Below are 23589 nucleotides of genomic sequence, written 5' to 3'. Positions count from 1 at the left end.
CGGCATCGGAGATTGCCCGGTTACCAGCCAAAGCCGATCAGCCTCAATCCTGATTCACTGAAGTTGGCTTCGGACAGGAAGTTTCGGCCGTCGACCACGAGGTTGCCGCGCATGACCCGGCGCAGGCCGGCCGGGTCTATCAGGCGGAACTCCGGCCACTCCGTGGTAACCACAACCGCGTCCGCCCTGTCTGCCGCGTCGTAGGCGTCGCGCATCAAGCGTACCGCCGAGAGGTCTTCCGGCAGTACCTTCACCACGGGGTCAAACGCGGATACTTTGGCTCCGGCAGCCAGGAGTCGCCGGGCAATGTCGAGCGCAGGCGCGTCGCGTAGATCGTCGGTCCCTGGCTTGAATGTCAGACCGAGTATCCCGATCCGTCGCCCCTTCAGCATGTGGAGCTCGCGTTGCAGCTTGCGCACGACGCTCGCCCGCTGAGCCTTGTTGATGTCGACAGTCGCCTGCAGCATCGAGGGCGTGTATCCGTACTCCTGGCCGGTCGCGATCAGAGCAGCGACATCCTTGCCGAAGCACGAACCACCCCACCCGACACCGGAATTCAGGAACGCACCGCCTACCCGGTGATCGGCGCCGATTGCGGGAAGAACCTGACGTACGTCGGCGCCGAACAGTTCACACATCTGCGCCATCTCATTGGCAAAGCTGATCTTCGTCGCCAGGAACGCGTTGGCCGCATACTTGATCATTTCCGCCGAAGCCAGGCCCGTCGTGATCAGAGCGGGCCGAACTTTTCGACGGCCGCCTGCGAATGTCTGCTGCAGCACTGGCCGGTAGAGCTCGGCGACACGGCTGACGTCCACGTCGGCGCCACCGAGCACTATCCGGTCCGGGTAGAGGAAGTCGTCGATGGCGGAGCCTTCCCGCAGGAACTCCGGGTTGGAGACGACATGGAAGGCCAGGTCCCGGTTTCCTTCCAATGCGTCCTCGAGCATCGCGCGGGTCCAATTGCCCGAGCCCACAGGCACCGTGGACTTGTTGACGATGACCGCCTCGGCGCGCAGGTGTGGAGCCACGGACTGGATGGCACTTTCGAGCTGCGTGAGATCCGGTGAGCCGTCGGGGCCTGGCGGCGTCCCTACACAGAGGAAGACGAAGTCCGCGTCGGGTAAGGCCTCACACGGGTTGTCGGTGAATCGCAGCCTGCCTGTCGCAAGCGTCGACTTCAGCAGCTCCGGTAGTCCCGGCTCGTGAAACGGTGCCTGACCGTTGTTGAGCTGACCGGCGCGCGCCGAATCGGTGTCGAAACCACACACATCGTGACCGAGTGAGGCCAAGCATGTGGACGTGACTGCGCCGACATAACCCGTGCCGATAACCGCGACCTTGTGGCGGTATGGTTGCCCGGCCTGACGTCCGACCGTCCCCGATGAGCCGCCGTGCGAGGCTTGATCATGCCCATCGCGGAACCAAGCGATCGCGTCGGACAGACCCGCGCGGATGTCGACCTTCGGTTCCCAGTCCAGTTCGGTGCGCGCGACAGTGATGTCGGGTTGACGCTGCGACGGATCATCCTTCGCACGATCGACGAACACGATCCGTGAGTCAGATCCTGCGAGGTCGCGCACGAGGTTCGCCAGTTCCAGGATCGTCATCTCGTGCGGGTTACCGATGTTCACCGGGCCGGAGAGATCCGAAAACAGAAGCCGCAGCGCCCCTTCGACCAGGTCGTCGACGTGGCACAGCGACCGTGTCTGACTACCGTCGCCCTGAACGGTGATCGAAGAGCCGGACAAGGCCTGGTTGATGAAATTCGGGATCACGCGACCGTCGTTCGGGCGCATCCGGGGGCCGTATGTGTTGAAGATCCGCATGATCGCGGTGTTCACGCCGTGCTTCGTCCGGTACGAAGTGGTCAACGCCTCTGCAAAGCGTTTCGCCTCGTCGTAGCACGATCGAGGACCGACCGGATTGACGTTGCCCCAATAAGATTCGGTTTGGGGATGAACCAGTGGGTCACCATAGGTCTCCGAGGTCGACGCCAGTAGGTAGCGCGCGCCTTTCTGCTTCGCCAACCCCAAGGTGCGCAGCGTTCCCAACGAGCCGACCTTCATCGTTTGGATGGGGAGCTCTGCGTAGTCGACCGGCGAAGCCGGCGACGCAAAATGCAGAACGTAGTCGACTGGGCCAGGAATGGAGATGTAGTCGCTGACATCGGCTTCGATCAGCTGAAAACCCTCATGGCTCTGGAGGTGCGCGACATTCTCGGCCGCACCCGTGACGAAGTTGTCCACGCACACCACGTCAATGCCGTGTGCCAACAGCTGCTCCGCAAGGTGGGAGCCCACGAATCCGGCGCCACCCGTCAGCACTGCTCGCCGTCGCATGGCCCGTCACCTACCCAGGTATGAGATAGGTGCGGTCGCGGCCCGCTCCGTGCTGAGCCGCAGTCGGCCGCAGGTTAGAGTCAGCAAACAATTGATCGAATCGGCCGCCACGTCCGGCGGGCTGTTCTGCGGTACCCCTGAGACCATCACGTGTACCTTCCCACGCGCCAGTACCAACTGCCTTGCGGCTCGCCCGCCTCGCATTTGCCATACCGTGAAGGCGCTGACGTCACAATCGCAGAGTTTTCGCCGGGCGTCAACGCTTTTAGCAAAGTTATTGAGGCGGATTCCCAGAATTGGCAGTGAATATTGTTTCAATTGCAAACAGGAGCTGTCCTAGTCAAGTTTCCATCGCAGTCAGCCGTGAAAGACACGCAGGTAAACGCGGGTTATTGACGCCGTGACACGCCGGAGCGGCCCAGGCGTCCAGACCGTTAATTGACGCGTTAATTCAATTTCAGCAACGTCATCTAAAGCTGTTTTGCGCGGCGGAATTTAATTATCGCAAACGTAAGAGGGCTAGCTGTTCACGGCGTTGTGGCGTCGAAACAGAGGCGGTTGCGCGGCCGGATCACCCGTCGGCAAACCGTGGGTGCCGGCACCGTTCGGCAACCCGTGCCGACCCCTGTTCGCACCTGCTCGGCGGTTTGTCGATTCTGTTGACGAGTTGACGTCGATGTGCGATTCTGGCAAAAGGATTTTGACAGGAAAGGCAGGTGGGGCGATGACCACGGTCGCTACGAAGTTTGGAGTCGCCGTTGCGGGATGCGCCATCGCGGCCGCAGCGAGTCTGACGTCGGTCACGCCCGCCGTGGCCGCACCGACTGTGCCCGCGCCGGCTGCGCCGGCGGTCCTTGGGCCCGGCGGTGCACCGCAATGGTTCTTCGGGTCGGGTTCCCATGATCTGTTGCGGGTGTTCAGGCCGTCGTCTGATCAGTGGTTCTTCCCGAACATCTTCCATTTCGGGTGCTACGGCCATAAGTGGTAGTACGCCCTCTGTATCGAGGGTTTGGCCATACCTCTGTATTTCAAGGTCATTGGTCCTGCCGGGGCATGTTTGACCTGACCCGAATGTGGGATCCTGCCTGAGCGCACGCATTCCCGCGATATTCGTTTGGGGATGAACCTTGGGTAGAGATCACCGTGATTCCGTCGATACGGATGATGACGGGTCGAGGCGGCGACCGAGGTCCCGAAGTTGGCGTCGCGCCATATTTGTCGGATTGCCACTGGTAGTCGTTGCATTCGTGTGCTGGCTGGGTTTCGAAGCCGTCCAGGCGAAATCGAGCCTTGAGGGAGCCCGCCTCGACGCCAAGCAGGCGAAAGAAGCGCTCCTGGCGGGCAACCTCGAGGACGCAGTGAAGCGTGTGGACGACGCCAATGCCAATGCTCAGGCGGCGCGGGACGCGACTCATTCGTTGCCGTGGGATATCGCATCGGTCGTTCCGTGGTTGGGCGGCCCGTTCCGGACCGGTCAGCAGATATCCGATGTCGTCCTCGGCACTGTGGTCGAAGTCTTGCAGCCGGGTGTGCATGTCGGACAGGCATTGTCGCCGAGTCGGCTGCTTGCCGACGGCGGACGCCTGAATGTGCAACTGCTGCGTGACGCGGCACCTCAATTGGATGCGATATCGACGGCGGCCACGAAACTCAGTGCCCAGGCCGACGCAATCTCCGACCCCAACTACGTGTCGGTCATCCGCGACGCTCGTGCGGAACTTCAGACACAAACCGCTGACGTGTCGAGGCTGCTCCGGAATACGGCATTGGCGGCACACGTAGCTCCCTCGATGATGGGCGCGGACGGTCCCCGCACCTACTTCATGGGGTTCCAGACCAATGCCGAAGCCAGGGGAACGGGCGGCCTATTGGGCGCATTCGGCATTGTCCGATTCGACAACGGCACTGCGAGCGTGGATACGCTCGCCCGAAACTCTGCCCTGGACAAGGAGTTCACTCCCATCGACCTGGGCCCAGATTTCGATGCGCAGTATGGATTCGACGCCCCGACAACGGATTTTCGCAACAGCAATCTGAGTGCTCATTTCCCCTACGCGGCCCAGATCTGGAAGTCCATGTGGGAGCAGCAATCCGGAATGGGTGTTGACGGTGTCATCGCGATCGACCCGGTGGTGCTGAGCTACATACTCGGTGCAGTGGGGCCCGTGACCACAGCGGACGGCGAGCTGGTGACCAAGGACAATGTGGTCGAGCTGACCGAGTCGACTGCGTACTCTCGCTTTGCCGCTGACAACAACGCACGAAAGCAATATCTTCAAGATATCGCCGGCGAAGTTGTCAAGAAGATGACCGGACACGTCCAGTCGCCACGTGAGCTGTTACAAGCCTTGGGCAAGGCGGTCAGTGAAGGCCGCGTTGCGGTGTGGAGCGCCTCACCGAACGAACAGCAGGTGCTCGAGCAGACCGCCCTGGCGCACATCGTGCCGGACGACCCCGCGCCGTACGCGGCGGTGGTGATCAACAACCTCGGCGGAAACAAGATCGATTACTACCTGACGCGCCACATCGAATATGCAGCAGAGTCCTGCGATGGCAAGACCAGGAAATCGACAGTCACAGTCCAGTTGACCAACAAGGCGCCTGGCACCGGGCTGCCCGACTACGTTGTCGGCGTGTACGGGCTCCCGAAGGATATGCCACCACCGGCCGACATGCCGGTCGGTACCAATCTGCTGTGGATCTCACTCATCGCGACGAGGAATGCGCAGCTGACCAACGCCACCATCGACGGCGTGCCATTGACGATCTTTCCCGGCGCGGAACGCGATCACCCAGTGTTCCACGCGCAGTTGGGTATTGAACCAGGACACACCGTCGAATTGCGGTATGAGCTCACCGAGCCGACAGCTCCGGGTGCGCCTCGCGTTCCGGTGCAGCCGTTGCTGGACAACGTCACCCCGGTGGTATCGGTGCCCGCATGTTCGGGATGAGCCGTGAGCAGTAACCTCGCTCGATGGGCGAGGGTCAGGTACACATAGCTGAATTGGGCCTCGACGCGGCTTCGGTACTGCGCATCACCGCGGTGTTCGACCACCTCATCGAGTCGAAGGCCGGCGCCGACCGAATGCTGGCGACTGCGGCGGCGATCGCGGGGTGCGCCGTCGGCGCGCGCTGGGTATCCGGGGAGGTGCTGCGGTGCGACGCCGAAGGCCGGATGCCTCCGACGCGCCACGTGCCGGACGCCGTGTCAGGCGTCGACCCGGAAGTGTGGCTGGAGCGGGACGGTGCGGGATACCCGCTGGATCCGGTCCTGTTGGACCGGCTGCGCCATGCCCTGCGCGTCCGGGCGGCAGGTGCGGTGGCTCTGCACATCGATGATCCGGCGCTGCTGGAGGTGGTGCTCTCGGCCAAGGAGTACCGCGAAGAGCGGGCCCGCGCGATACGTCTGCTGGGGCTCGACGAGAACCGGCCGGTATGCGTCCTGGCCGTGTCGGCAGCCTCGCCTCCGGCGGCGTTGCGGATCATCACCGACCAGCTCGGCGACCGCAGCGTGCGCTCGGTGACGATCGGGTCGGCCATTGCCGTCTTGTGCCAAGGCGCGCTGGACACCCGAGACCTTGCCGAGGCATTGGAAGCCGCGATCGTCACGGCCTTCCCAGCTCCACTGACCACCGAATCCGATCGCGGACCGTGGGTCGGTATCGGTTCCTGCACAGGAGTGTTCGCAGCCGCCACCTCCTGGCATCAGGCGTTGCGGGCCTTGCGGTTTGCGTCGTCGACCGGATTCGGCAGGCGTGCCATCGCCTACGACCGGCTCAGCGCGTTGGAGCTGCTGGCAGAGCTGCCGCGTGAACAGGTTCTGCAAAATCCAGATGTGGCCCGTATCAACAAGTTTGCCGCGACTCCGGCGGGGGCATCCGCGATCGATACGTTCGAGGCGTTCTGCGTGTTCGGTTCGCTGCGGGCCGCGGCCGCCGAGCTGCACGTGCACCACAGCACGGTGGCGGCGCGCATTGCCGCGGTGGAAGAGGAAATGGGCTGGCACCTCGACGACCCCATAGACCGATTCCTTGCGACGCTCACCCTGATGGTCCGCCGGATCACGTTGTCGTCGTCCGAGCTGGGCGACCCTGACGTCATCTGATGCGATCCGACACTTGTCGGGCAGGTAGGGAGAACCCTTCGACATGTGTCTGGTGACGCACGTCACCGTATTGACCAAGATTGCGGTGCAGCCCAGTACAGCTCACCCCGACAAGGAGGCCTCGTGGCCATCATCGATCCGACCCGCACCTGGCAACCCCTGGAAAAGCGTCTCGCCGCCACCACCAACGAACGCCACCGCGTCGTCCTGCAGACCGTCATCGACCACATGAAGGCCGAGCGCGACGCCGACCTCGATGCGCTGATGGCGACCGTCGCCCCGAACCCCGAATACCACTTCTGGAGTTCCGGCACCGACGATTTCGGCCCCAAGGGCTTCGACGTGGTCCGCGGGTACTACGCCGATTTCGTCGCCGGCCGCACCAATGTCCTGGAGTTCGAGGTGACCCGGCTGATCGTCGACGACAATGCCCTGGTGACCGAGGGCCTACTCAAGCAGATCTACCCGGGCGCCGCGGCGGCGGCCATCGGCATCCCCGTCGACGACGAATCCGCCGATTACCTCGTGGTGTTCCGCCAACTGCTGGTGTGGCCGATCGATGAGAACGGCCTGGTGCTCGGCGAGGACTCCTACTGTCCGGGTGTGATCAGCGTGACCAAGCTCTCCACCGAAGATCTGCCGCAGGCCTATGTCGACATGATGGCTGCCCCGGCCTGATGGCAGAGCCGATGCGTGACAACGTGGCGGCCATGCTGCTCGACCGGGTCGGCGACGAGCGGCTCGGCCTGCGCACCCGTGATCAGGACTGGACCTGGGACCAGGTGGTTGCCGAGTCGGCCGCCCGCGGCGCCTTGGCCCAGTCGCTGCGCCGCGACGGGCCCTTTCATATCGGGGTGCTGTTGGAGAACGTGCCCGACTTCCTGTTCTGGCTGGGTGGTGCCGCGCTGGTCGGGGCCACCGTCGTCGGTATCAACCCGACCCGCGGAGCCGCCGAGCTGGAAGCCGAAATCCGGTTTGCCGATTGCCAATTGATCGTCACGGACACCGCGGGCGCGCAGCGGCTCGGTGGGCTGAGCCTCGGCGTGGACACCGGCCGGTTCCTGGTCGTCGACACCGACGAGTACCGCGAAGCCGTCGCCGCCCACCACGTGGTGCCCACGGTCGCCGCAGGCGTCGATGCAGGAACGCTGATGCTGTTGCTGTTCACCTCCGGCACCACTGGGGCGTCCAAGGCGGTCAAGTGCAGCCAGGGCAGGCTGGCGATGATCGCTCACGCCGCAGCCGACAAGTTCGGCCATGTCCGCGACGACGTCGAATACTGCTGCATGCCGCTGTTCCACGGCAACGCGATCATGGCGTTGTGGGCGCCTGCGCTGTCCGTGGGCGCCACGGTGTGCCTGACCCGGACGTTCTCGGCATCGGGATTCCTGCCCGACGTCCGGTACTTCGGTGCCACGTTCTTCACCTACGTCGGCAAGGCCCTTGGCTACCTGATGGCGACCCCGGAAAAGCCCGACGATGCGGACAACACGCTGCAGCGCGGGTTCGGCACCGAGGCGTCACCCGACGACCAGGCCGAGTTCCGCAGGCGCTTCAACGCCGAACTTTTCGAGGGATACGGATCGAGCGAGGGCGGCGGCGCGGTCGCGGTCGCTCCCGACGCGCCCACCGCGGCGTTGGGCAGGCCTGCGCATCCCGGTGTCGCGATCGTCGATCCCGAAACGCTCAAAGATTGCGCGCCAGCGGTTTTCGACGAACACGGCCGAGTGCTCAATCCGGACGACGCGGTCGGCGAGATCGTCGACAAATTCGGCACCCGCACCTTCGAGGGCTACTACAAGAACGACGAAGCCAACGCCGAACGCATCCGCAACGGCTGGTACTGGACCGGCGACCTCGGGTATCTCGACGAGCAGGGCTTCATCTACTTCGCAGGCAGGCGCGGTGACTGGATCCGGGTCGACGGCGAGAACACCTCGGCGCTGACCATCGAGCGGGTGCTGCGCCGGCACCCCGAGGTGGTGGCCGCCGGTGTGTACGCCGTGCCGGATCCGCGCTCGGGAGACCAGGTGATGGCGGCGGTCGAGGTGGCCGATCCGTCGACGTTCGACACCGCCGAATTCGCCGCGTACCTCGCCGGGCAGGCCGACCTCGGGGCCAAGGGCGTGCCGCGGTTCCTGCGGCTGTCGAAAAACCTGCCCGTCACGGGATCCAACAAGGTGCTCAAACGCGAACTGCAACAACAGCGTTGGCACACCGACGAGCCGGTGTACCGGTGGGTGGGACGCGGCACGCCGGTATACGAGGCCATGGACGACGATGCCAAGCATGCGCTGGACGCCGAGTTCGCGCAGTACGGAAGGCAGCGTTACCTATGACGACGTGGGACGAAGACTGTGACGTGCTGGTCGCCGGATCCGGTGGCGGAGGGGTGACCGGCGCGTATACCGCCGCGCGCGAGGGCCTCGACGTGGTCCTCGTGGAGGCCACCGACAAGTTCGGCGGCACCACAGCGTATTCCGGCGGCGGGGGAGTCTGGTTCCCGTGCAACCCGGTGTTGCAGCGGGAAGACATCGACGACACCATCGAGGACGCGCTGGAGTACTACCACGCCGTCGTGGGCGACCGCACCCCACGGGAACTGCAGGATGCCTACGTGCGTGGCGGCGCCGGCCTCATCGAATACCTCGAGGCCGACGACAACCTGAAATTCGCGGCGTTGCCATGGCCGGACTACTTCGGCAAGGCACCCAAGGCACGCGCCGACGGCCTGCGGCACATCGCGGCACGCCCACTGGCGGTGGCCAAGGCGCCGCATCTGCGGGAGTTGGTACGCGGCCCGCTGGACGCCGACCGGCTGGGCGCCGAGCAGCCCGATGACTATTTCATCGGTGGCCGCGCCCTGATCGCCCGGTTCCTGAAAGCCATCGAGCAGTACCCGAACGCGGCGCTGCGGCTCAACACGGCCCTGATCGAACTGATCCGGTCCGACGGCCGCGTGACCGGCGCCATCGTCGAGTCCGACGGCGTGCGCCGGGCCATCCGGGCGCGCCGCGGTGTGTTGCTCGCCGCGGGCGGATTCGAGAGCAACGACGCTCTGCGAGCCCGCTACGGGGTGCCCGGTGCCGCGCGGGACACCATGGGGCCGTGGGGAAATCGCGGCCAGGCCCACGAAGCAGGTATCGCCGTGGGCGCCGACGTCGACCTGATGGACCAGGCCTGGTGGTCGCCCGGACTGACCCACCCCGACGGCAGGTCGGCGTTCGCGCTGTGGTTCACCGGAGGCGTCTTCGTCGACCAGAGCGGGCGTCGGTTCGTCAACGAGTCGGCGGCCTATGACCGGATCGGTCGCGCCGTGCTGCAGCGGCTCGCCGACGGTGCGATGAAGCTGCCGTTCTGGATGGTCTACGACGACAAAGAAGGACTCGTGCCGCCCGTAAAGGCCACCAATGTCTCACTGCTGCACCAGGATCGCTACGTCGAGGCCGGGCTGTGGCGCACCGCGGACACCCTCGAAGAGCTCGCAGGCAAGATCGGCGTCCCGGCCGAGGCGCTCAACGCCACCGTGGACCGGTTCAACACGTTCGTCGCAAGTGGCGTCGACGAGGACTTCGGCCGCGGCGACGAACCGTATGACCGGGCCTTCTCCGGCGGCGCCTCGCCTCTGGCCAGTATCGATCAGCCCCCGTTCCATGCCGCCGCGTTCGGGGTTTCGGATCTCGGCACCAAGGGCGGATTGCGTACCGACGCCGCCGCGCGGGTGCTCGACACCACGGGCGCTGTCATCGACGGTCTGTACGCGGCGGGCAACACCATGGCCGCTCCCAGTGGCACCGCATACCCGGGCGGCGGAAATCCGATCGGCACCAGCATGCTGTTCAGCCACCTGGCGGTCAGAGACATGCTAGGCAGGAACGTGGGGGAGATGTGATGGGCGCTTGCGCGAAGAACCGAGGAATCTGCCATGAGTGATATCCGTGAAATCGATGCAGGCACACCGATGACCCGGTTCGCCCGAGGCTGGCACTGCCTGGGCCTGGCCGAGCACTTCCGCGACGGGCAGCCGCACGGCATCGAGGCATTCGGCACCAAACTCGTGGTGTACGCCGACTCGACCGGTGCACTGCACGTACTCGATTCGTACTGCAGGCACATGGGCGGTGACCTGTCGATGGGATCGATCAAGGACGACAACCTGGCCTGTCCGTTCCACGACTGGCGGTGGGGTGGCGACGGCAAGTGCAAGCTGGTGCCCTACGCCAAACGCACGCCACGGCTGGCACGCACCCGCACGTGGCCGGTTCACGAGGTCAACGGTCAGTTGCTCGTCTGGCACGACCCCGAGGGTTCGACGCCGCCGCCGGAGCTGCTTCCGCCGACCATCGAGGGTTACCACGAGGGCATCTGGTCGCCATGGCAATGGAATTCGATCCTCATCGAGGGGTCGAACTGTCGCGAGATCGTGGACAACAACGTCGACATGGCCCACTTCTTCTACATCCACCACGCGTACCCGACGTTCTTCAAGAACGTCATCGAAGGCCACACTGCCAGTCAGTTCATGGAATCGAAGCCGCGACCCGACTACGCCACCCGGGAACTCTGGGATGGCACCTATTTACGTTCTGAGGCAACGTATTTCGGGCCTGCCTACATGATCAACTGGCTGCACAACGATCTCGCTCCGCAATTCACGGTCGAGATCGCGCTCATCAACTGTCACTACCCGGTCACGCACGACTCGTTCGTGCTGCAGTGGGGTGTCGCGGTCCAGCGGAATCCCGGACTGCCACCGGAGAAGGCCGAGAAGCTCGCGGCGACGATGAGCCGTACCTTCGGCGACGGCTTCATGGAGGACGTCGAGATCTGGAAGAACAAGACGCGCATCGAGAATCCACTGCTCACCGAGGAGGACGGCCCGGTTTATCAGCATCGCCGTTGGTACGAGCAGTTTTACGTCGACCTCGCCGACGTCCAGCCGGACATGACGGCGCGCTTCGAGCAGGAGGTCGACACCACCCACGCCAACGACCTCTGGCAACAGGAAGTCGCCGAGAACATGGCGGCGAAGGCGAGTACCACCGCCGGTTGACGCCGGCTTGGCCGTAAGCTGACCGCGATGAACACCAGGCCACCACTGGACGTGACGGTGCTGCGCGACGGGCTGTCCGGCCTGCCGTGGCGGCGCGTCGACGTCGTCGAGGAAACCGGATCGACCAACGCCGACCTGCTGGCCAGGGCGGCCGCCGGTGAGGACATCGCCGGCGACGTGCTGTTCGCCGAGTACCAGAGCGAAGGCCGCGGCAGGCACGGCAGACAGTGGTCGGCGCCGGCGCGCTCACAGCTGTCGGTGTCGATCGGCGTGGACGCCTCCGCCGTCCCCGTCGAAACCTGGGGCTGGCTCCCGCTGGCCACCGGCGTCGCCGTCGTCGACGCGGTCGCAGAGGTCACCGGCGTGCGCGTCGGCCTCAAGTGGCCCAACGATGTGCTGGTCGGTCCGGACGGCGGCAAGCTGGCAGGCATCCTGTCCGAGGTGGCGTCGCCGTCCAAGGTCATCGTGGTCGGACTTGGCCTGAACGCGACCATGACCGCCGAAGAGGCCCCCGATCCGCGGGCCACGTCGCTGACCCAACTCGGTGCCGCCACGGTGGACCGCAATCCCTTGGCACAGGTGTTGCTGCGACACCTGGCTGCACGCATCGATGCGTGGCGCCGTGGCGACTCCGCGTTGGCCGCCGACTATCTGAATCGCAGCGTGACCGTCGGCACCCGGGTTCGGGCCATCATGCCCGGCGATCAGACCGTGGTCGGTATCGCCGAGGCGATCGACGAGCTGGGCCGTCTGGTCATCGACACGGGCAGCGAACAGGTGACGGTGTCCGCCGGTGACATCACCCATCTCCGTCCCGACGAACCGTAAGGTGCCGCCGTGGGTTACCCGCAGAACGTGCTGGCCAACGACGAGCAGGTGGTCCTGCACCGGCACCCGCACTGGAAGCGCCTGATCGGCGCGGTGGTGGTGCTGGTGCTCGCCAGCGCGGTCGCGGCGTTCGCCGCGGCGGTGGTCAACACCACCGACTGGCAGTCGACCGCCAAGAATGTGTTGTTCATCGTGATCGGCGCGATCTGGTTGATTGTCGTCGGCTGGCTGACGGTCTGGCCGTTCCTGAACTGGTGGACCACCCACTTCGTCATCACCGACCGACGGGTCATGTACCGCCACGGTGTGCTGACCCGCGCCGGCATCGACATTCCGCTGGCACGGATCAACAGCGTCGAATTCCGGCACGGGCTGAGCGATCGGCTGCTGCGCACCGGGACGCTGATCATCGAATCGGCGTCACAGGATCCGCTGGAGTTCCACGACATTCCCCGCGTGGAGCGGGTGCACTCACTGCTTTATCACGAAGTTTTCGACACCCTGGGCTCCGAGGAGTCCCCGAGCTGACGGTTGCGCCGGCCGGGCCGGCGTAACGGAGTGACAGTGCCGGTCTGGCGCTGATGCTCGGCGTGATCCTCGAACGCTTCGGCGATGCCGCCACCGGTGAACGTGGACTCCAGCGCCAGTTCGGGGTTGTCGACGAACTCGTCAGGGAAGACCCAGCGTCGGAATGCCCAGAAACGGAAGGCCATCTGCAGCAGGTTGCCCAGGATGTAGGCCGAGATGAAGTCGGCGATGTTCTCGACCGTCAACGAGACTTCCGGCACCCGCAGCCCCAGCACGTAACTGGAGAAGTACAGCGGGAGCATCGACAGCAGGACGCCGACCCCGCTGAACGCGAAGAACAGCAGCGCCTCGTGGTGGCGTTCGCGGCCGCCGCGGTTCTGGAAGCTCCATTCGCGGTTGAGAATGTAGGACGCGATCACCGCGACGATGCCCGCGATGATCTTGGCGGTCACCGGTTTGGGCTCCAACACCGTGAGCTTGAGGGTGTAGAAGATCGCCGAGTCGATGACGAACGTCGTCGCCCCGACGATCGCGAACTTGATCAGTTCGTGATGACGTTCGGCGAACGGACGGACGAATCGCGGTAGTCGTGCGATCGTCGCATCGGCAAAGGACACAACTCCGCAGTGTACGTAAACAACCTGTCACTTGCCGCATCGTTGCCTGCCGCCAGGCCTTAACAGCAGGTCAATGCGGTGGCCGTGACGAACTCATGAATGCCACATGACACGATGTACACCGTGCCGAATACACCTAACAGCCCGGTCGTCGTGATGATCGGCGGTGGCCAGCTAGCCCGGATGACACACCAGGCGGCCATCGCGCTGGGCCAGACCCTGCGGGTGCTGGCCCACGGGACCGACGATCCCGCCGCCCAGGTCACCCCCGACGTCGTCCTCGGGTCGCACACAGACCTCGATGCGCTGCGCCAGGCCGCCAAGGGCGCCTCGGTGCTGACCTTCGACCACGAGCATGTGCCCACCGAGCACCTGGAAAAACTGGTTGCCGAGGGAGTCACCGTGGCGCCGCCGCCACAGGCGCTGGTCCATGCACAGGACAAGTTGTTGATGCGTCGCCGCCTCGAGGCCCTCGGCGCCCCGGTCCCGCGGTACACCGAGATCACCTCGGTCGAGGACGTCGAGGCGTTCGTGCAGCGGATCGACGGTGCTGTGGTGATCAAGACCATCCGCGGCGGCTACGACGGCAAGGGCGTGTCGATGGCCGACGACCTGGAGCAAGCCCGCGAGATCGTGGCCGGCTACCTGGCCGACGGGGTTCCGGTGCTGGCCGAGGAACGCGTGGATATGCGCCGGGAGCTCGCTGCGCTGGTCGCGCGTTCTCCGTTCGGGCAAGGTGCTGCATGGCCGGTCGTCGAGACCGTGCAGCGCAACGGCATCTGTGTCGAGGCCTACGCCCCGGCACCCGGCTTGTCCGAGGAACTGGGCGCCGAGGCGCAACAACTCGCGCTGCGACTGGCCAACGAACTCGGTGTCGTCGGCGTGCTGGCAGTCGAGTTGTTCGAGACGGTCGACGGCAAGCTGCTGGTCAACGAGTTGGCGATGCGACCGCACAACTCCGGGCACTGGACCATGGACGGCGCGGTGACCAGCCAGTTCGAGCAGCATCTGCGTGCGGTACTGGACTATCCGCTGGGCGACACCTCGGCCATCGCACCCGTCACGGTGATGGCCAACGTGCTCGGCGCCCCCGAGACGCCGGCCATGTCGATGGACGAGCGCATGCATCACCTGTTCGCCCGGATGCCCGAGGCCAAGGTGCACCTGTACGGCAAGGGGGAGCGGCCCGGTCGCAAGATCGGACACGTCAACATGCTCGGTTCCGACGTGACCGAGCTCCGGGAGCGGGCGGTCCGCGCGGCGCATTGGCTTTCGCACGCGGAATGGACGGACGGCTGGGACTCACATGCCGAGTGAGGCGAATCAGCCCCGGGTCGGGCTCATCATGGGCAGTGACAGCGACTGGTCGGTGATGTCCGACGCGGCCACCGCGCTGGCCGAGTTCGAGGTGCCGTTCGAGGTCGGGGTCGTCTCGGCACATCGCACGCCCGCGCGGATGCTCGACTACGCCAAGGGCGCGGCCGACCGCGGCATCGAGGTGATCATCGCAGGCGCGGGCGGGGCAGCTCATCTGCCCGGCATGGTGGCCTCGGCCACGCCGCTGCCCGTGATCGGTGTGCCGGTGCCGCTGGCGCGGCTCGACGGGATGGATTCGCTGCTGTCGATCGTCCAGATGCCCGCCGGTGTGCCGGTCGCCACGGTCTCGATCGGCGGCGCCCGCAACGCGGGACTGCTTGCGGTGCGCATCCTCGGTGCCGCCGACACCGCGCTGCGGGCGCGCATGTCGGCATTCCAGGCCGATCTGGAGGCCATGGTGTTGGCCAAAGACGCTGCCCTGCGGGATCGCCTGCTGGGCGAGCACTGACCAAGGCGCGGGGGATTGAGCCCCGCGCCGGGAGTCAGTCGCTGATCAGCCCGCGGATGCGGGGGGTCAGAGACTCGATCGGTTCATCGGTCGACATCACCACGACCGCGGTGCGGCCGTTGCCGCCCCGGTAGATCGGCCATGTCGCGGCGAGCGCCTCGGCCAGGTCCGACCTCGGGTTGGGCACGTCGCCGCGCAGCCATCGGCGCAGCACGTGGTTGTGTGCGGCGACCACGGCGTTGGCGAACAGCTCGGCGCGCAGGTCCGCCGTCCAGTCCCCGGTTTGCGCGGCCCGCAGGTGCTTGGTGAACAGCCGGGCATACCGTGAGACCACGGCCGTTTCGAAGTCGCGCAGGGCAGGTACCGAGCGAGTGAGCCGGTACCGCGTCCGCGCCCGATCGCCCTCGGCGAGATAGTGCTCGAATACCGAGGTGGCCACCGCGACGACTTCGGCGGGCAGCGCTTCGGCATGCGTGTTCGACAATCTCTCGTCGGCGCGGCGCAGCAGCGCCTCGTGATCGGGAAAGATCAACGCTTCTTTCGAGCCGAACTGGCGAAACGCGGTGGTGCGTCCCACCTGCGCCCGTGCGGCGATCTCATCGACGCTGGCGGCCTCGTACCCGCGTTCGGAGAACAGCTCGAATGCCGCGCTCACCAGGCGCTCCCGGGTGTTGGGCTGACCGGCCATACGCGCACCTCTTTCAGGTACTGAGTTCCGATGCTATGGTACTGAGTACCGAAAGTAGCAGGGCGATGTACTCGCTGCACAGCCCGGGCAACGATGGAATCAAGAGAGCCAAGGGCTGAAAACGAAGGAGAAGATCATGGCTGCATGGGGCGGTAACCCGTCGTTTGATCTGTTTCAGCTGCCGGAGGAGCATCAGGAGCTTCGCGCGGCGATCAGGGCGCTGGCGGAGAAGGAAATTGCCCCGCACGCTGCCGACGTCGACGAGAACGCGCGCTTCCCGCAGGAGGCGTTGGACGCGCTGAACGCCTCGGGGTTCAACGCTGTGCATGTGCCCGAGGAGTACGGCGGGCAGGGCGCGGATTCGGTGGCGGCGTGCATCGTCATCGAGGAAGTCGCCCGGGTGGACTGTTCGGCCTCGCTGATCCCCGCGGTCAACAAGCTGGGCACCATGGGGCTGATCCTGCGCGGGTCGGATGAGTTGAAGAAGAAGGTGTTGCCGTCGTTGGCCGACGGGTCGGCGATGGCGTCCTACGCGTTGTCCGAGCGGGAGGCCGGCTCGGATGCGGCGTCGATGCGCACCCGCGCCAAGGCCGACGGTGACGACTGGATTCTCAACGGAACGAAGTGCTGGATCACCAACGGCGGCAAGTCGACCTGGTACACGGTGATGGCGGTGACCGATCCGGACAAGGGTGCCAACGGTATTTCGGCGTTCATCGTGCACAAGGACGATGAGGGCTTCAGCGTGGGCCCGAAGGAACGCAAGTTGGGCATCAAGGGATCCCCGACGACGGAGCTGTATTTCGAGAACTGCCGGATCCCGGGTGACCGCATCATCGGGGAACCGGGTACCGGGTTCAAGACGGCGTTGGCGACGCTGGATCACACGCGGCCGACCATCGGCGCGCAGGCCGTCGGTATCGCCCAGGGCGCGTTGGACGCGGCGATCGCCTACACCAAGGACCGCAAGCAGTTCGGCCGGCCGATCAGTGACAACCAGGGTGTGCAGTTCATGCTCGCCGACATGGCGATGAAGGTGGAAGCCGCTCGGCTGATGGTGTATTCGGCCGCGGCACGGGCTGAGCGCGGCGAAGGCAACCTCGGTTTCATCTCGGCGGCGAGCAAGTGCTTGGCCTCGGATGTGGCCATGGAGGTCACCACCGACGCGGTGCAGCTGTTCGGCGGCGCCGGTTACACGGTGGACTTCCCGGTCGAGCGGATGATGCGCGACGCCAAGATCACCCAGATCTACGAAGGCACCAACCAGATTCAGCGCGTGGTCATGAGCCGCGCCCTGCTCAAGTAGTTCACGCGCCACTTTCTCTGCGCGAGCAGTCACAAAGGTCCGGGACACGCCGCGGTTCCGGGCCTTTTGTGTCTGCTCGGCAGGGGAACTCAGCCCCGGGTGACCTTCTCCATCGCACGGCGACGCTCCAGCGCGGCCGGATCGGGATTGGCGACCTGCACCAGCGACGCGCCCGCCACGAACACCGCCAGCAGGTGATCCACGAGATCGTCGCCGGTGTCCCAGGCCGCGGCGTCGAGCACCCGGTCCCGAGCGGTGAAACCCTGTGCGGCCGCGGCTTTCCGGGCGGCGTCGAGAACCTCGGCGACGGACCGGCCGGCCAGCGCCGGGCCGGGATGCCGTTCCGGCACGATCTGGTCGCCGTGCACCCGCACCGCGGTCGCGTAATCGGTCACGCCGATCGGCAGATCCGCGGCGGGCTTGCCGAACGGGTCGAGCGAGAGCACCGCCACCTCACCGCCGCCCACGGCGTCGTCGGCCTCGTCGAGCCGGTCCCGGGTGCACAGGGCGACGTCGGCGGGATGGTCCGAACCACCGTTCAATACCACTTCACTGCCGATCCACCAGGCGCCGAACAGCACCGCAGCGGTCTGCCAGTGCGCGGGCAGCAGCACCGCGACCCGAGTCCCCGGACCCGCGCCCAGCTCGTCGCGTAACAGGTTGGCGGTCTTGGCCGCCCAGTTGGCCAGAGTCACCGCGGACAACTCGATGCGCTCACCGGTGGCGTCGTCGTAATACGTGATCCGCGGGCCCGCCGGATCGGACGCCAGCAGGGGATCGAGGACGGCCGCGCTGAGGGTGCTCAATTCACGCACGCCGGATCATCCGAACCCGCGGTGAGGATGGGCGAGGGTGGCGGTGGTGCGTCACCGGTGTCGGTGCTGCTGGTGGAAGCCGAACCGGTGGTGGCCGATTCGGCGTCGAGGGTGGCATCGCGACCGTCGAGACCGGAGCCGGGCCCGGTGTAGTCCGCCGTCAGCACCACGCGCACCGTACCGGGCGGGACCGAGGCGTCCTCGGTGACCGGGAGCCCGCCGAGGTCCTTCGAAACCGCTTGGGCACCAAGGTCATCGGTCTTGGCGGCCTGCACCTGACTGCCGGAAACCGTTCCGCCCTGGTGATTTCCCGTATCGCCGGGAGTGAAGCCCTTGGTGGTCAACACATGTGACACCGCGGCGGCCAGCCCGTTGATGTCGCTCGCGTTGACCACCTGCACGGTGGTCTTGTCCGGCGAATACGCGACCTGTTCGGTCTTGCCCTCACTCTGGTCCTGCAACAGGCTGGACACCCACTCGTGCACCTGGGCCGGGTCGACCCGAACCACGCTCTGCATACCGTCGTCGCTCCAGCCGTCCTCCTGCAGCACGGGAATGGTCGCGAACGCCACGTTGCCTGCCGCCAGCTTCTGCAGCTGATCGATGAAATCCATGACGTCCCAACCACTGGACATCACCACCGAGCGCTGCACGGCTTCGCGCAGCTTGCTCAGCGTGGACGGGCTGGACAGGGTCTTGCCCGAGATCACGTCGTGGGCCAGTGCGGCCATCACGGCCTGCTGTCGGGTGACGCGGTCCAGGTCGCCGCGCGGCAGGTCATGGCGTTGCCGCACGAAACTCAACGCCTGCGGGCCGTTGAGCTTCTGCCAGCCTGCCGGGAAATCCGCACCCGAAAGCGGTTCGTCGACGGCATTTTTCAGGCATACGTTCACGCCGCCGAGCGCGTCGGTGATCAACGCGAAGCCCAGCAACCCGATTTCGGCGTAGTGGTCGACGGTGACACCGGTCAGATTGGCGACCGTCTTGATCAGCTCTTCGCGTCCGGCCTCGACGGCCTGCGGCTCGGCGACGGCGGGATCTTCGCCCTGGACCTCGACGAGTTGTTTCATCTTGTCGAGCTTGACGTCGCCGAACACGCCGTTGATCTTCATCTTTCCCCAACCCGGCGCCTCGACATAGGAGTCACGAGGGATGGAGATCGCGGTGGCGGACTTCCCGTTGTTCGGGATGCGCACCAGGATGATCGTGTCGGTGTTGGTCGACACGTCGTCGCCTGCGCGCAACGTCTCCAGTTCCTGCTCGGACAACGGGTTGCCGTGCGCATCGGTGCGGCTGTCCATCCCGACCAGCAGGATGTCGATCGCACCGTCGTCGCCACCCCCGCCCAGCGCGGCGGAACTGATGTGGTTGATGCCCGATTCGAACGAACGGATCTGGCTCCAGGCCACTCCCGTCCCGAGGACCACGGCGGACGCTGTGGTCACAGCGAGCGCGCGGATGAGGCGGTTAGGCACCTGCCCAGGCTACTTGCGGGGTACGCGTGAGCCGGGTAACGCCGACCGGCGTGCCAGACTCGGCGTATGTCGCAGCGCATTGTCGTCACCGGGGCCGGTGGCATGCTTGGCCGTGTTTTGACTGATCAGGCCCGTCGCGCCGGGCGTCAGGTGCTGGCGCTGACGTCCTCGGAATGTGACATCACCGATCTCGAATCGGTGCGTCGGCACGTCGTGACCGGCGACGTGGTGATCAACTGCGCGGCATACACCCAGGTCGATGCCGCGGAAGCCGACGAGGACCGCGCCTACGAGGTCAACGCGGTGGGCGCGGGCAATATCGCGCAGGTCTGCGCGCAGACCGGCGCCGACCTGGTCCACGTCTCGACCGACTACGTGTTCGACGGCGTGTTCGACGGGGATCGCCGCCCCTACGAGATCGACGACGACACCAAGCCGATCAACGCCTACGGTCGGACCAAACTGGCAGGTGAGCAGGCCGTGCTGGCCGCCAAACCGGATGCCCACGTGGTCCGCACGGCCTGGGTGTACAAAGGCGGCGACGGCACCGACTTCGTCGCCACCATGCGGCGGCTGGCCGCGGGGGACAAGGCGATCGACGTCGTGGACGATCAGATCGGCTCGCCGACATATGTGGACGACCTGGCGACGGCGTTGCTGGAGATTGCCGACGGCAGGATCGGCGCACCTGTGCTGCATGCCGTCAACTCCGGCGTGGCCAGCCGTTTCGAGCTCGCCCAGGCGACATTCGCCGCCGTGGGCGCCGATCCCGAGCGGGTGCGCCCCGTGGGCAGTGACCGGCATCCGCGCCCGGCGACCCGCCCCAACTACACGGTGCTCGCCCAGGAGCGTTCGGTGGCGGCCGGGATGACCGGGCTGCGGGACTGGCGCGATGCGTTGGTTGCTGCGATCAGCGCGTACGAGGGGAAAACCACGGCCGCCGGGAAGGGCGCCGCCGGACAGCTACCCTCTACGCCGTGACACAGGAAGCCCTGCGCCCACTTGTCGTGGTGACGGTGACGTACTCGCCGGGGCCGCACCTGGAGCGGTTCTTGGCGTCGCTCTCGCTGGCCACCGACCGCCCTGTGACCGTGGTGATGGCCGACAACGGTTCCGTCGACGGCGCACCCGAAGAGGCCGAGCAGCGGTACCCGAACGTGCGACTGCTGCGGATCGGCGCCAATCTCGGCTATGGCAGCGCGGTGAACCGCGGCGTGGCGGCCTACCACACCGACGACTTCGATCCCGAGTTCTTCGTGGTGGCCAACCCGGATGTGCAGTGGGGTCCCGGCTCGATCGACGTGCTGCTGGAGGCCGCGGCGCGCTGGCCCAAAGCCGGGGCGCTCGGCCCACTGATCCGCGATCCCGACGGCTCGGTGTATCCGTCGGCGCGCCAGCAGCCCAGCCTGGTCCGCGGTGGCATGCACGCCGTCGTCGGGCCGTTCTGGAAATCCAACCCGTGGACCGCGACCTACCGGCAGGATCACGAGCAGCCCAGCGAACGCCCCGTCGGGTGGTTGTCGGGTTCGTGCCTGTTGCTGCGCCACGCGGCATTCGATCAGATCAACGGCTTCGACGAGCGCTACTTCATGTATATGGAGGACGTCGACCTGGGAGATCGGCTCGGGAGGTCGGGTTGGCAGAACATCTACGTGCCTGCCGCCGAGGTGTTGCACTACAAGGGCCACTCGACCGGGCGCGACCCGGCCCGCAATTTGGCCGCCCATCACCGCAGTACCTACACTTTTCTGGCCGATCGATACCCAGCGTCCTGGCAGGCTCCGTTACGGTGGACGATCCGGGGCGCGCTCGCGGTGCGTGCGGGCCTGGTGGTCGGCAGTTCTCGGCGTAAACAGGCGAAAGGGCGGCGTTGAGGTGACCAATCCTGCGGAGGTCGATGCCGTCATCCTGGTCGGCGGGCAAGGTACCCGGCTGCGTCCGTTGACGCTCTCGGCGCCGAAACCCATGCTGCCGACCGCGGGATTGCCGTTTCTGACGCATCTGCTGTCGCGCATCGCCGCGGCTGGGGTCACCCATGTGGTGATGGGCACCTCATACAAGGCCGAGGTGTTCGAGTCCGAGTTCGGCGACGGATCCAAGCTGGGCCTGCAGATCGACTACGTCACCGAAACCGATGCGCTCGGCACCGGCGGCGCCATCGCCAACGTCGCCGGGCACCTGCGCCACGACACCGCGCTGGTGTTCAACGGTGACGTGCTCTCGGGAGCCGACCTGGGTGCGCTGCTGGAATCGCACGACAACCATCAGGCAGATGTGACGTTGCATCTGGTCCGCGTCGGGGATCCGCGTGCCTTCGGCTGCGTGCCGACCGACCCCGACGGCGTCGTGACTGCATTCCTGGAGAAGACGCAGGATCCGCCGACCGATCAGATCAACGCCGGCTGCTACGTGTTCAAGCGGGACGTGATCGACCGCATCCCGAAGGGCCGCGCCCTGTCGGTGGAGCGGGAGGTGTTCCCCGGTCTGCTTGCCGACGGGCACCGCGTGTGCGGATACGTCGACGCCTCGTACTGGCGGGACATGGGTACGCCCGAAGACTTCGTCCGCGGCTCGGCAGACCTGGTCCGCGGCATTGCCCCGTCACCCGCGCTGCACGGCCAGCGCGGCGAGTCACTCGTGCACGACGGTGCCGGGGTGGCGCCGGGCGCGCTGCTGATCGGCGGCACGGTGGTGGGCCGCGGGGCCGAGATCGGTGCAGGCGCCCGACTGGACGGCGCAGTGATCTTTGACGGCGTGCGGGTCGAGGCCGGTGCGGTGATCGAACGCTCGATCATCGGCTTCGGCGCCCGCATCGGCCCGCGGGCCCTGATCCGCGACGGCGTCATCGGCGACGGAGCCGACATCGGGGCACGCTGCGAACTGCTGCGTGGGGCCCGGGTGTGGCCCGGGGTGTCGATTCCCGACGGCGGTCTGCGCTTCTCGACCGACGTCTGAGGCGTCAGGCCCCGCCGAGACTACGCTTTGTGGCGCGAATCGGCGGGAACTGCAACAGAAACCGTAGTTTCGGCGAGTTGGCGCAAGCCGAAGTCGGTGCCTTCCGGTAGCCCGTCGAGCGGCCACCACTGCAGATCCAGAGACTCGTCGCTGCAGGCGATCTCGGCGTTCGCCGGGGCCCGCACCACGAATTGCAGGTCCAGATGGCGGGTCGGGACTCCCAGCGAGCAGGTCACCGGATGTACATGCAGCGCAGCAAGTTCCGGGTCGATGGTGAGCCCGGCGATGCCCGACTCCTCGGTGGCCTCGCGCAGTGCGGCCGAGCGGATGTCGGGATCGGTGTCCTCGCAATGGCCGCCGAGCTGCAGCCACCGGCCGAAGCGCGGATGCAGGGTGAGCAGGGTCCGGGTGCCGGTGTGGTCGAGCACCAGGGCCGACGCGGTGATATGGCCTGGGACACAGGCGCGTTGGCAGGCGTCGGGCCGGGCCGCCAGGAACGCCAGCACTGCGTGCCGCAGCGTGTCCTGAGCGGGATCGGTTGTCTGCCAATCTGTGAGAATCTCCACAGCGGAGGCGTGCAGAGTCATCGTGTCAACAGCAGATCGGTGGTGGGCACCGGGCCACGCGGCGGCTGTGGGTCCTCTGGATAGCCGATCGCGATGGCGCCCAACGGCTCCCAATCGGCCGGCAGATCCAGCTCGGTACGCACGAGGTCGGCGGCGAATATCGTGGAACCGATCCAGCAGCTACCCAGGTCGCGCACGGCCAGCGCGACCAGCAGAGCCTGTACGGCGGCGCCGACGGCCACGGTGAACATGGTGTGCTCTGCCGCGGTGCGAGCAGCGTCAGGGTAGCTGTGCGCGCCGTCGGGAACCATGAAGGGAATCACCAGTTCCGGTGCGGCGTAGAGGATGTCGCCGCGGGCCACCCGCCGTTCGACGGAGTCGGGGGGGGGGGGGGGGGGCCCCCCGGGGGGGCCCCCCCGCGCGGGGGGGGGGGGGGGCCGGCCCCCCCCCCGGGGCCGGGGGGGGGCCCCGCCCCGCCGCCCCCCG

The 23589-nt window shown here is 66.3% G+C and carries 22 protein-coding genes and 1 pseudogene; 15 read left to right on the top strand and 8 right to left on the bottom strand.

Going from position 1 to position 23589, the window contains the following annotated elements:
* Positions 1-20 precede the first annotated feature (20 nt).
* Entirely contained in the window at positions 21-2342 is a 2322-nt protein-coding gene (locus BST13_RS31110) for a UDP-glucuronate decarboxylase (RefSeq protein WP_083169007.1), read from the bottom strand.
* A 724-nt stretch (positions 2343-3066) separates the two neighbouring features.
* Here BST13_RS31110 and BST13_RS31105 point away from each other — a divergent pair.
* Complete coding sequence (locus BST13_RS31105; protein ID WP_083169005.1) at positions 3067-3330, top strand: hypothetical protein; 264 nt, start codon at positions 3067-3069, stop codon at positions 3328-3330.
* 46 nt (positions 3331-3376) lie between these two features.
* Here the strand turns inward: BST13_RS31105 and BST13_RS40350 are convergent, their stop codons facing one another.
* The gene (locus tag BST13_RS40350; protein WP_342744324.1) at positions 3377-3877 is read right to left on the bottom strand and encodes a hypothetical protein; all 501 of its coding nucleotides are present in this window, start codon (positions 3875-3877) and stop codon (positions 3377-3379) included.
* Positions 3878-4030: 153 nt separating this feature from the next.
* Between BST13_RS40350 and BST13_RS31100 the strand changes: the two genes are divergently transcribed.
* From BST13_RS31100 to BST13_RS31065, 8 genes are all read left to right on the top strand, one after another.
* Positions 4031-5293, top strand: coding sequence for a DUF4012 domain-containing protein (locus tag BST13_RS31100; RefSeq protein ID WP_342744323.1), 1263 nt, complete (start codon positions 4031-4033; stop codon positions 5291-5293).
* Between the two features lie 23 nt (positions 5294-5316).
* Positions 5317-6447: a PucR family transcriptional regulator gene (locus BST13_RS31095; protein ID WP_083169004.1), complete on the top strand. Its 1131-nt coding sequence runs from the start codon at positions 5317-5319 to the stop codon at positions 6445-6447.
* 123 nt (positions 6448-6570) lie between these two features.
* Positions 6571-7125: a nuclear transport factor 2 family protein gene (locus tag BST13_RS31090; RefSeq protein ID WP_083169002.1), complete on the top strand. Its 555-nt coding sequence runs from the start codon at positions 6571-6573 to the stop codon at positions 7123-7125.
* Between the two features lie 11 nt (positions 7126-7136).
* Positions 7137-8786, top strand: coding sequence for a steroid-22-oyl-CoA synthetase (casI, locus tag BST13_RS31085; RefSeq protein WP_083169060.1), 1650 nt, complete (start codon positions 7137-7139; stop codon positions 8784-8786).
* Positions 8783-10339: an FAD-binding protein gene (locus BST13_RS31080; RefSeq protein ID WP_083169000.1), complete on the top strand. Its 1557-nt coding sequence runs from the start codon at positions 8783-8785 to the stop codon at positions 10337-10339. Before casI ends, BST13_RS31080 begins: the two co-directional genes overlap by 4 nt.
* Positions 10340-10372: 33 nt before the next feature.
* Positions 10373-11500 (top strand): 3-ketosteroid-9-alpha-monooxygenase, oxygenase component, encoded by a 1128-nt coding sequence (locus BST13_RS31075; RefSeq protein WP_083168999.1) that lies wholly within the window; start codon positions 10373-10375, stop codon positions 11498-11500.
* Positions 11501-11527: 27 nt separating this feature from the next.
* Positions 11528-12328 carry a biotin--[acetyl-CoA-carboxylase] ligase gene (locus BST13_RS31070; RefSeq protein WP_083168997.1) on the top strand — a complete coding sequence of 267 codons (801 nt, stop codon included), beginning with the start codon at positions 11528-11530 and terminating at the stop codon, positions 12326-12328.
* Positions 12329-12337: 9 nt separating this feature from the next.
* On the top strand, positions 12338-12856 hold the full coding sequence (locus tag BST13_RS31065; RefSeq protein WP_083168996.1) for a PH domain-containing protein: 519 nt from the start codon (positions 12338-12340) through the stop codon (positions 12854-12856).
* Here the strand turns inward: BST13_RS31065 and BST13_RS31060 are convergent.
* Positions 12811-13473: a GtrA family protein gene (locus BST13_RS31060; protein ID WP_064949740.1), complete on the bottom strand. Its 663-nt coding sequence runs from the start codon at positions 13471-13473 to the stop codon at positions 12811-12813. The two genes, BST13_RS31065 and BST13_RS31060, sit on opposite strands and share 46 nt — an antisense overlap.
* 114 nt (positions 13474-13587) lie before the next feature.
* Here BST13_RS31060 and BST13_RS31055 point away from each other — a divergent pair, with 114 nt between their 5' ends.
* A complete protein-coding gene (locus BST13_RS31055) occupies positions 13588-14790 on the top strand; it encodes a 5-(carboxyamino)imidazole ribonucleotide synthase (RefSeq protein ID WP_083168994.1) in 1203 nt (400 codons plus the stop codon).
* The gene (purE, locus tag BST13_RS31050; RefSeq protein WP_083168992.1) at positions 14780-15298 is read left to right on the top strand and encodes a 5-(carboxyamino)imidazole ribonucleotide mutase; all 519 of its coding nucleotides are present in this window, start codon (positions 14780-14782) and stop codon (positions 15296-15298) included. The genes BST13_RS31055 and purE overlap by 11 nt, the downstream gene beginning before the upstream one ends.
* A gap of 34 nt (positions 15299-15332) precedes the next feature.
* On the opposite strand, the gene BST13_RS31045 is transcribed toward purE, so the two are convergent.
* Positions 15333-15986: a TetR/AcrR family transcriptional regulator gene (locus BST13_RS31045; RefSeq protein ID WP_083168991.1), complete on the bottom strand. Its 654-nt coding sequence runs from the start codon at positions 15984-15986 to the stop codon at positions 15333-15335.
* Between the two features lie 136 nt (positions 15987-16122).
* Here BST13_RS31045 and BST13_RS31040 point away from each other — a divergent pair, with 136 nt between their 5' ends.
* Positions 16123-17292 carry an acyl-CoA dehydrogenase gene (locus tag BST13_RS31040; protein ID WP_083168989.1) on the top strand — a complete coding sequence of 390 codons (1170 nt, stop codon included), beginning with the start codon at positions 16123-16125 and terminating at the stop codon, positions 17290-17292.
* Positions 17293-17381: 89 nt separating this feature from the next.
* On the opposite strand, the gene BST13_RS31035 is transcribed toward BST13_RS31040, so the two are convergent.
* Both BST13_RS31035 and BST13_RS31030 read right to left on the bottom strand, forming a co-directional pair.
* Complete coding sequence (locus BST13_RS31035) at positions 17382-18098, bottom strand: TIGR03089 family protein (RefSeq protein ID WP_095533778.1); 717 nt, start codon at positions 18096-18098, stop codon at positions 17382-17384.
* On the bottom strand, positions 18095-19582 hold the full coding sequence (locus BST13_RS31030) for an LCP family protein (protein WP_083168988.1): 1488 nt from the start codon (positions 19580-19582) through the stop codon (positions 18095-18097). Before BST13_RS31030 ends, BST13_RS31035 begins: the two co-directional genes overlap by 4 nt.
* Positions 19583-19648: 66 nt before the next feature.
* On the opposite strand from BST13_RS31030, the gene rfbD reads away from it, so the two are divergent.
* Genes rfbD through manB form a run of 3 tightly spaced genes read left to right on the top strand, consistent with a single transcriptional unit; the run spans position 19649 to position 22537 of the window.
* Positions 19649-20563, top strand: coding sequence for a dTDP-4-dehydrorhamnose reductase (gene rfbD / locus BST13_RS31025; protein ID WP_083168986.1), 915 nt, complete (start codon positions 19649-19651; stop codon positions 20561-20563).
* Entirely contained in the window at positions 20560-21456 is an 897-nt protein-coding gene (locus BST13_RS31020) for a glycosyltransferase family 2 protein (protein WP_083168985.1), read from the top strand. Before rfbD ends, BST13_RS31020 begins: the two co-directional genes overlap by 4 nt.
* Position 21457: 1 nt before the next feature.
* Complete coding sequence (manB, locus tag BST13_RS31015) at positions 21458-22537, top strand: mannose-1-phosphate guanylyltransferase (protein WP_029367820.1); 1080 nt, start codon at positions 21458-21460, stop codon at positions 22535-22537.
* Positions 22538-22557: 20 nt separating this feature from the next.
* Here the strand turns inward: manB and BST13_RS31010 are convergent, their stop codons facing one another.
* On the bottom strand, positions 22558-23124 hold the full coding sequence (locus tag BST13_RS31010) for an NUDIX hydrolase (RefSeq protein WP_083168983.1): 567 nt from the start codon (positions 23122-23124) through the stop codon (positions 22558-22560).
* A pseudogene (locus tag BST13_RS31005) lies at positions 23121-23489 on the bottom strand (nitroreductase family protein); the annotation flags it as partial. The gene BST13_RS31010 and the pseudogene BST13_RS31005, both read right to left, overlap by 4 nt.
* Between the last annotated feature and the right edge of the window lie 100 nt (positions 23490-23589).

Origin of the sequence: Mycobacterium aquaticum (genome assembly GCF_002086485.1) — a bacterium.
In the GTDB taxonomy this organism is placed as follows: Bacteria; Actinomycetota; Actinomycetes; order Mycobacteriales; family Mycobacteriaceae; genus Mycobacterium; species Mycobacterium aquaticum.
This window is presented reverse-complemented; position numbering and strand designations above follow the sequence as displayed.

What these genes read in the sequence shown, in the direction of transcription:
- rfbD (WP_083168986.1), top strand. Translation starts at nt 19,649, where the DNA reads ATGTCGCAGCGCATTGTCGTCACCGGGGCCGGTGGCATGCTTGGCCGT.
- BST13_RS31095 (WP_083169004.1), top strand. Translation starts at nt 5,317, where the DNA reads ATGGGCGAGGGTCAGGTACACATAGCTGAATTGGGCCTCGACGCGGCT.
- BST13_RS31055 (WP_083168994.1), top strand. Translation starts at nt 13,588, where the DNA reads ATGTACACCGTGCCGAATACACCTAACAGCCCGGTCGTCGTGATGATC.
- casI (WP_083169060.1), top strand. Translation starts at nt 7,137, where the DNA reads ATGCGTGACAACGTGGCGGCCATGCTGCTCGACCGGGTCGGCGACGAG.
- BST13_RS31010 (WP_083168983.1), bottom strand. Translation starts at nt 23,124, where the DNA reads ATGACTCTGCACGCCTCCGCTGTGGAGATTCTCACAGATTGGCAGACA.
- BST13_RS31105 (WP_083169005.1), top strand. Translation starts at nt 3,067, where the DNA reads ATGACCACGGTCGCTACGAAGTTTGGAGTCGCCGTTGCGGGATGCGCC.
- BST13_RS31075 (WP_083168999.1), top strand. Translation starts at nt 10,373, where the DNA reads ATGAGTGATATCCGTGAAATCGATGCAGGCACACCGATGACCCGGTTC.
- BST13_RS40350 (WP_342744324.1), bottom strand. Translation starts at nt 3,877, where the DNA reads ATGCACACCCGGCTGCAAGACTTCGACCACAGTGCCGAGGACGACATC.
- BST13_RS31045 (WP_083168991.1), bottom strand. Translation starts at nt 15,986, where the DNA reads ATGGCCGGTCAGCCCAACACCCGGGAGCGCCTGGTGAGCGCGGCATTC.
- BST13_RS31070 (WP_083168997.1), top strand. Translation starts at nt 11,528, where the DNA reads ATGAACACCAGGCCACCACTGGACGTGACGGTGCTGCGCGACGGGCTG.
- purE (WP_083168992.1), top strand. Translation starts at nt 14,780, where the DNA reads ATGCCGAGTGAGGCGAATCAGCCCCGGGTCGGGCTCATCATGGGCAGT.
- BST13_RS31110 (WP_083169007.1), bottom strand. Translation starts at nt 2,342, where the DNA reads ATGCGACGGCGAGCAGTGCTGACGGGTGGCGCCGGATTCGTGGGCTCC.
- BST13_RS31040 (WP_083168989.1), top strand. Translation starts at nt 16,123, where the DNA reads ATGGCTGCATGGGGCGGTAACCCGTCGTTTGATCTGTTTCAGCTGCCG.
- BST13_RS31080 (WP_083169000.1), top strand. Translation starts at nt 8,783, where the DNA reads ATGACGACGTGGGACGAAGACTGTGACGTGCTGGTCGCCGGATCCGGT.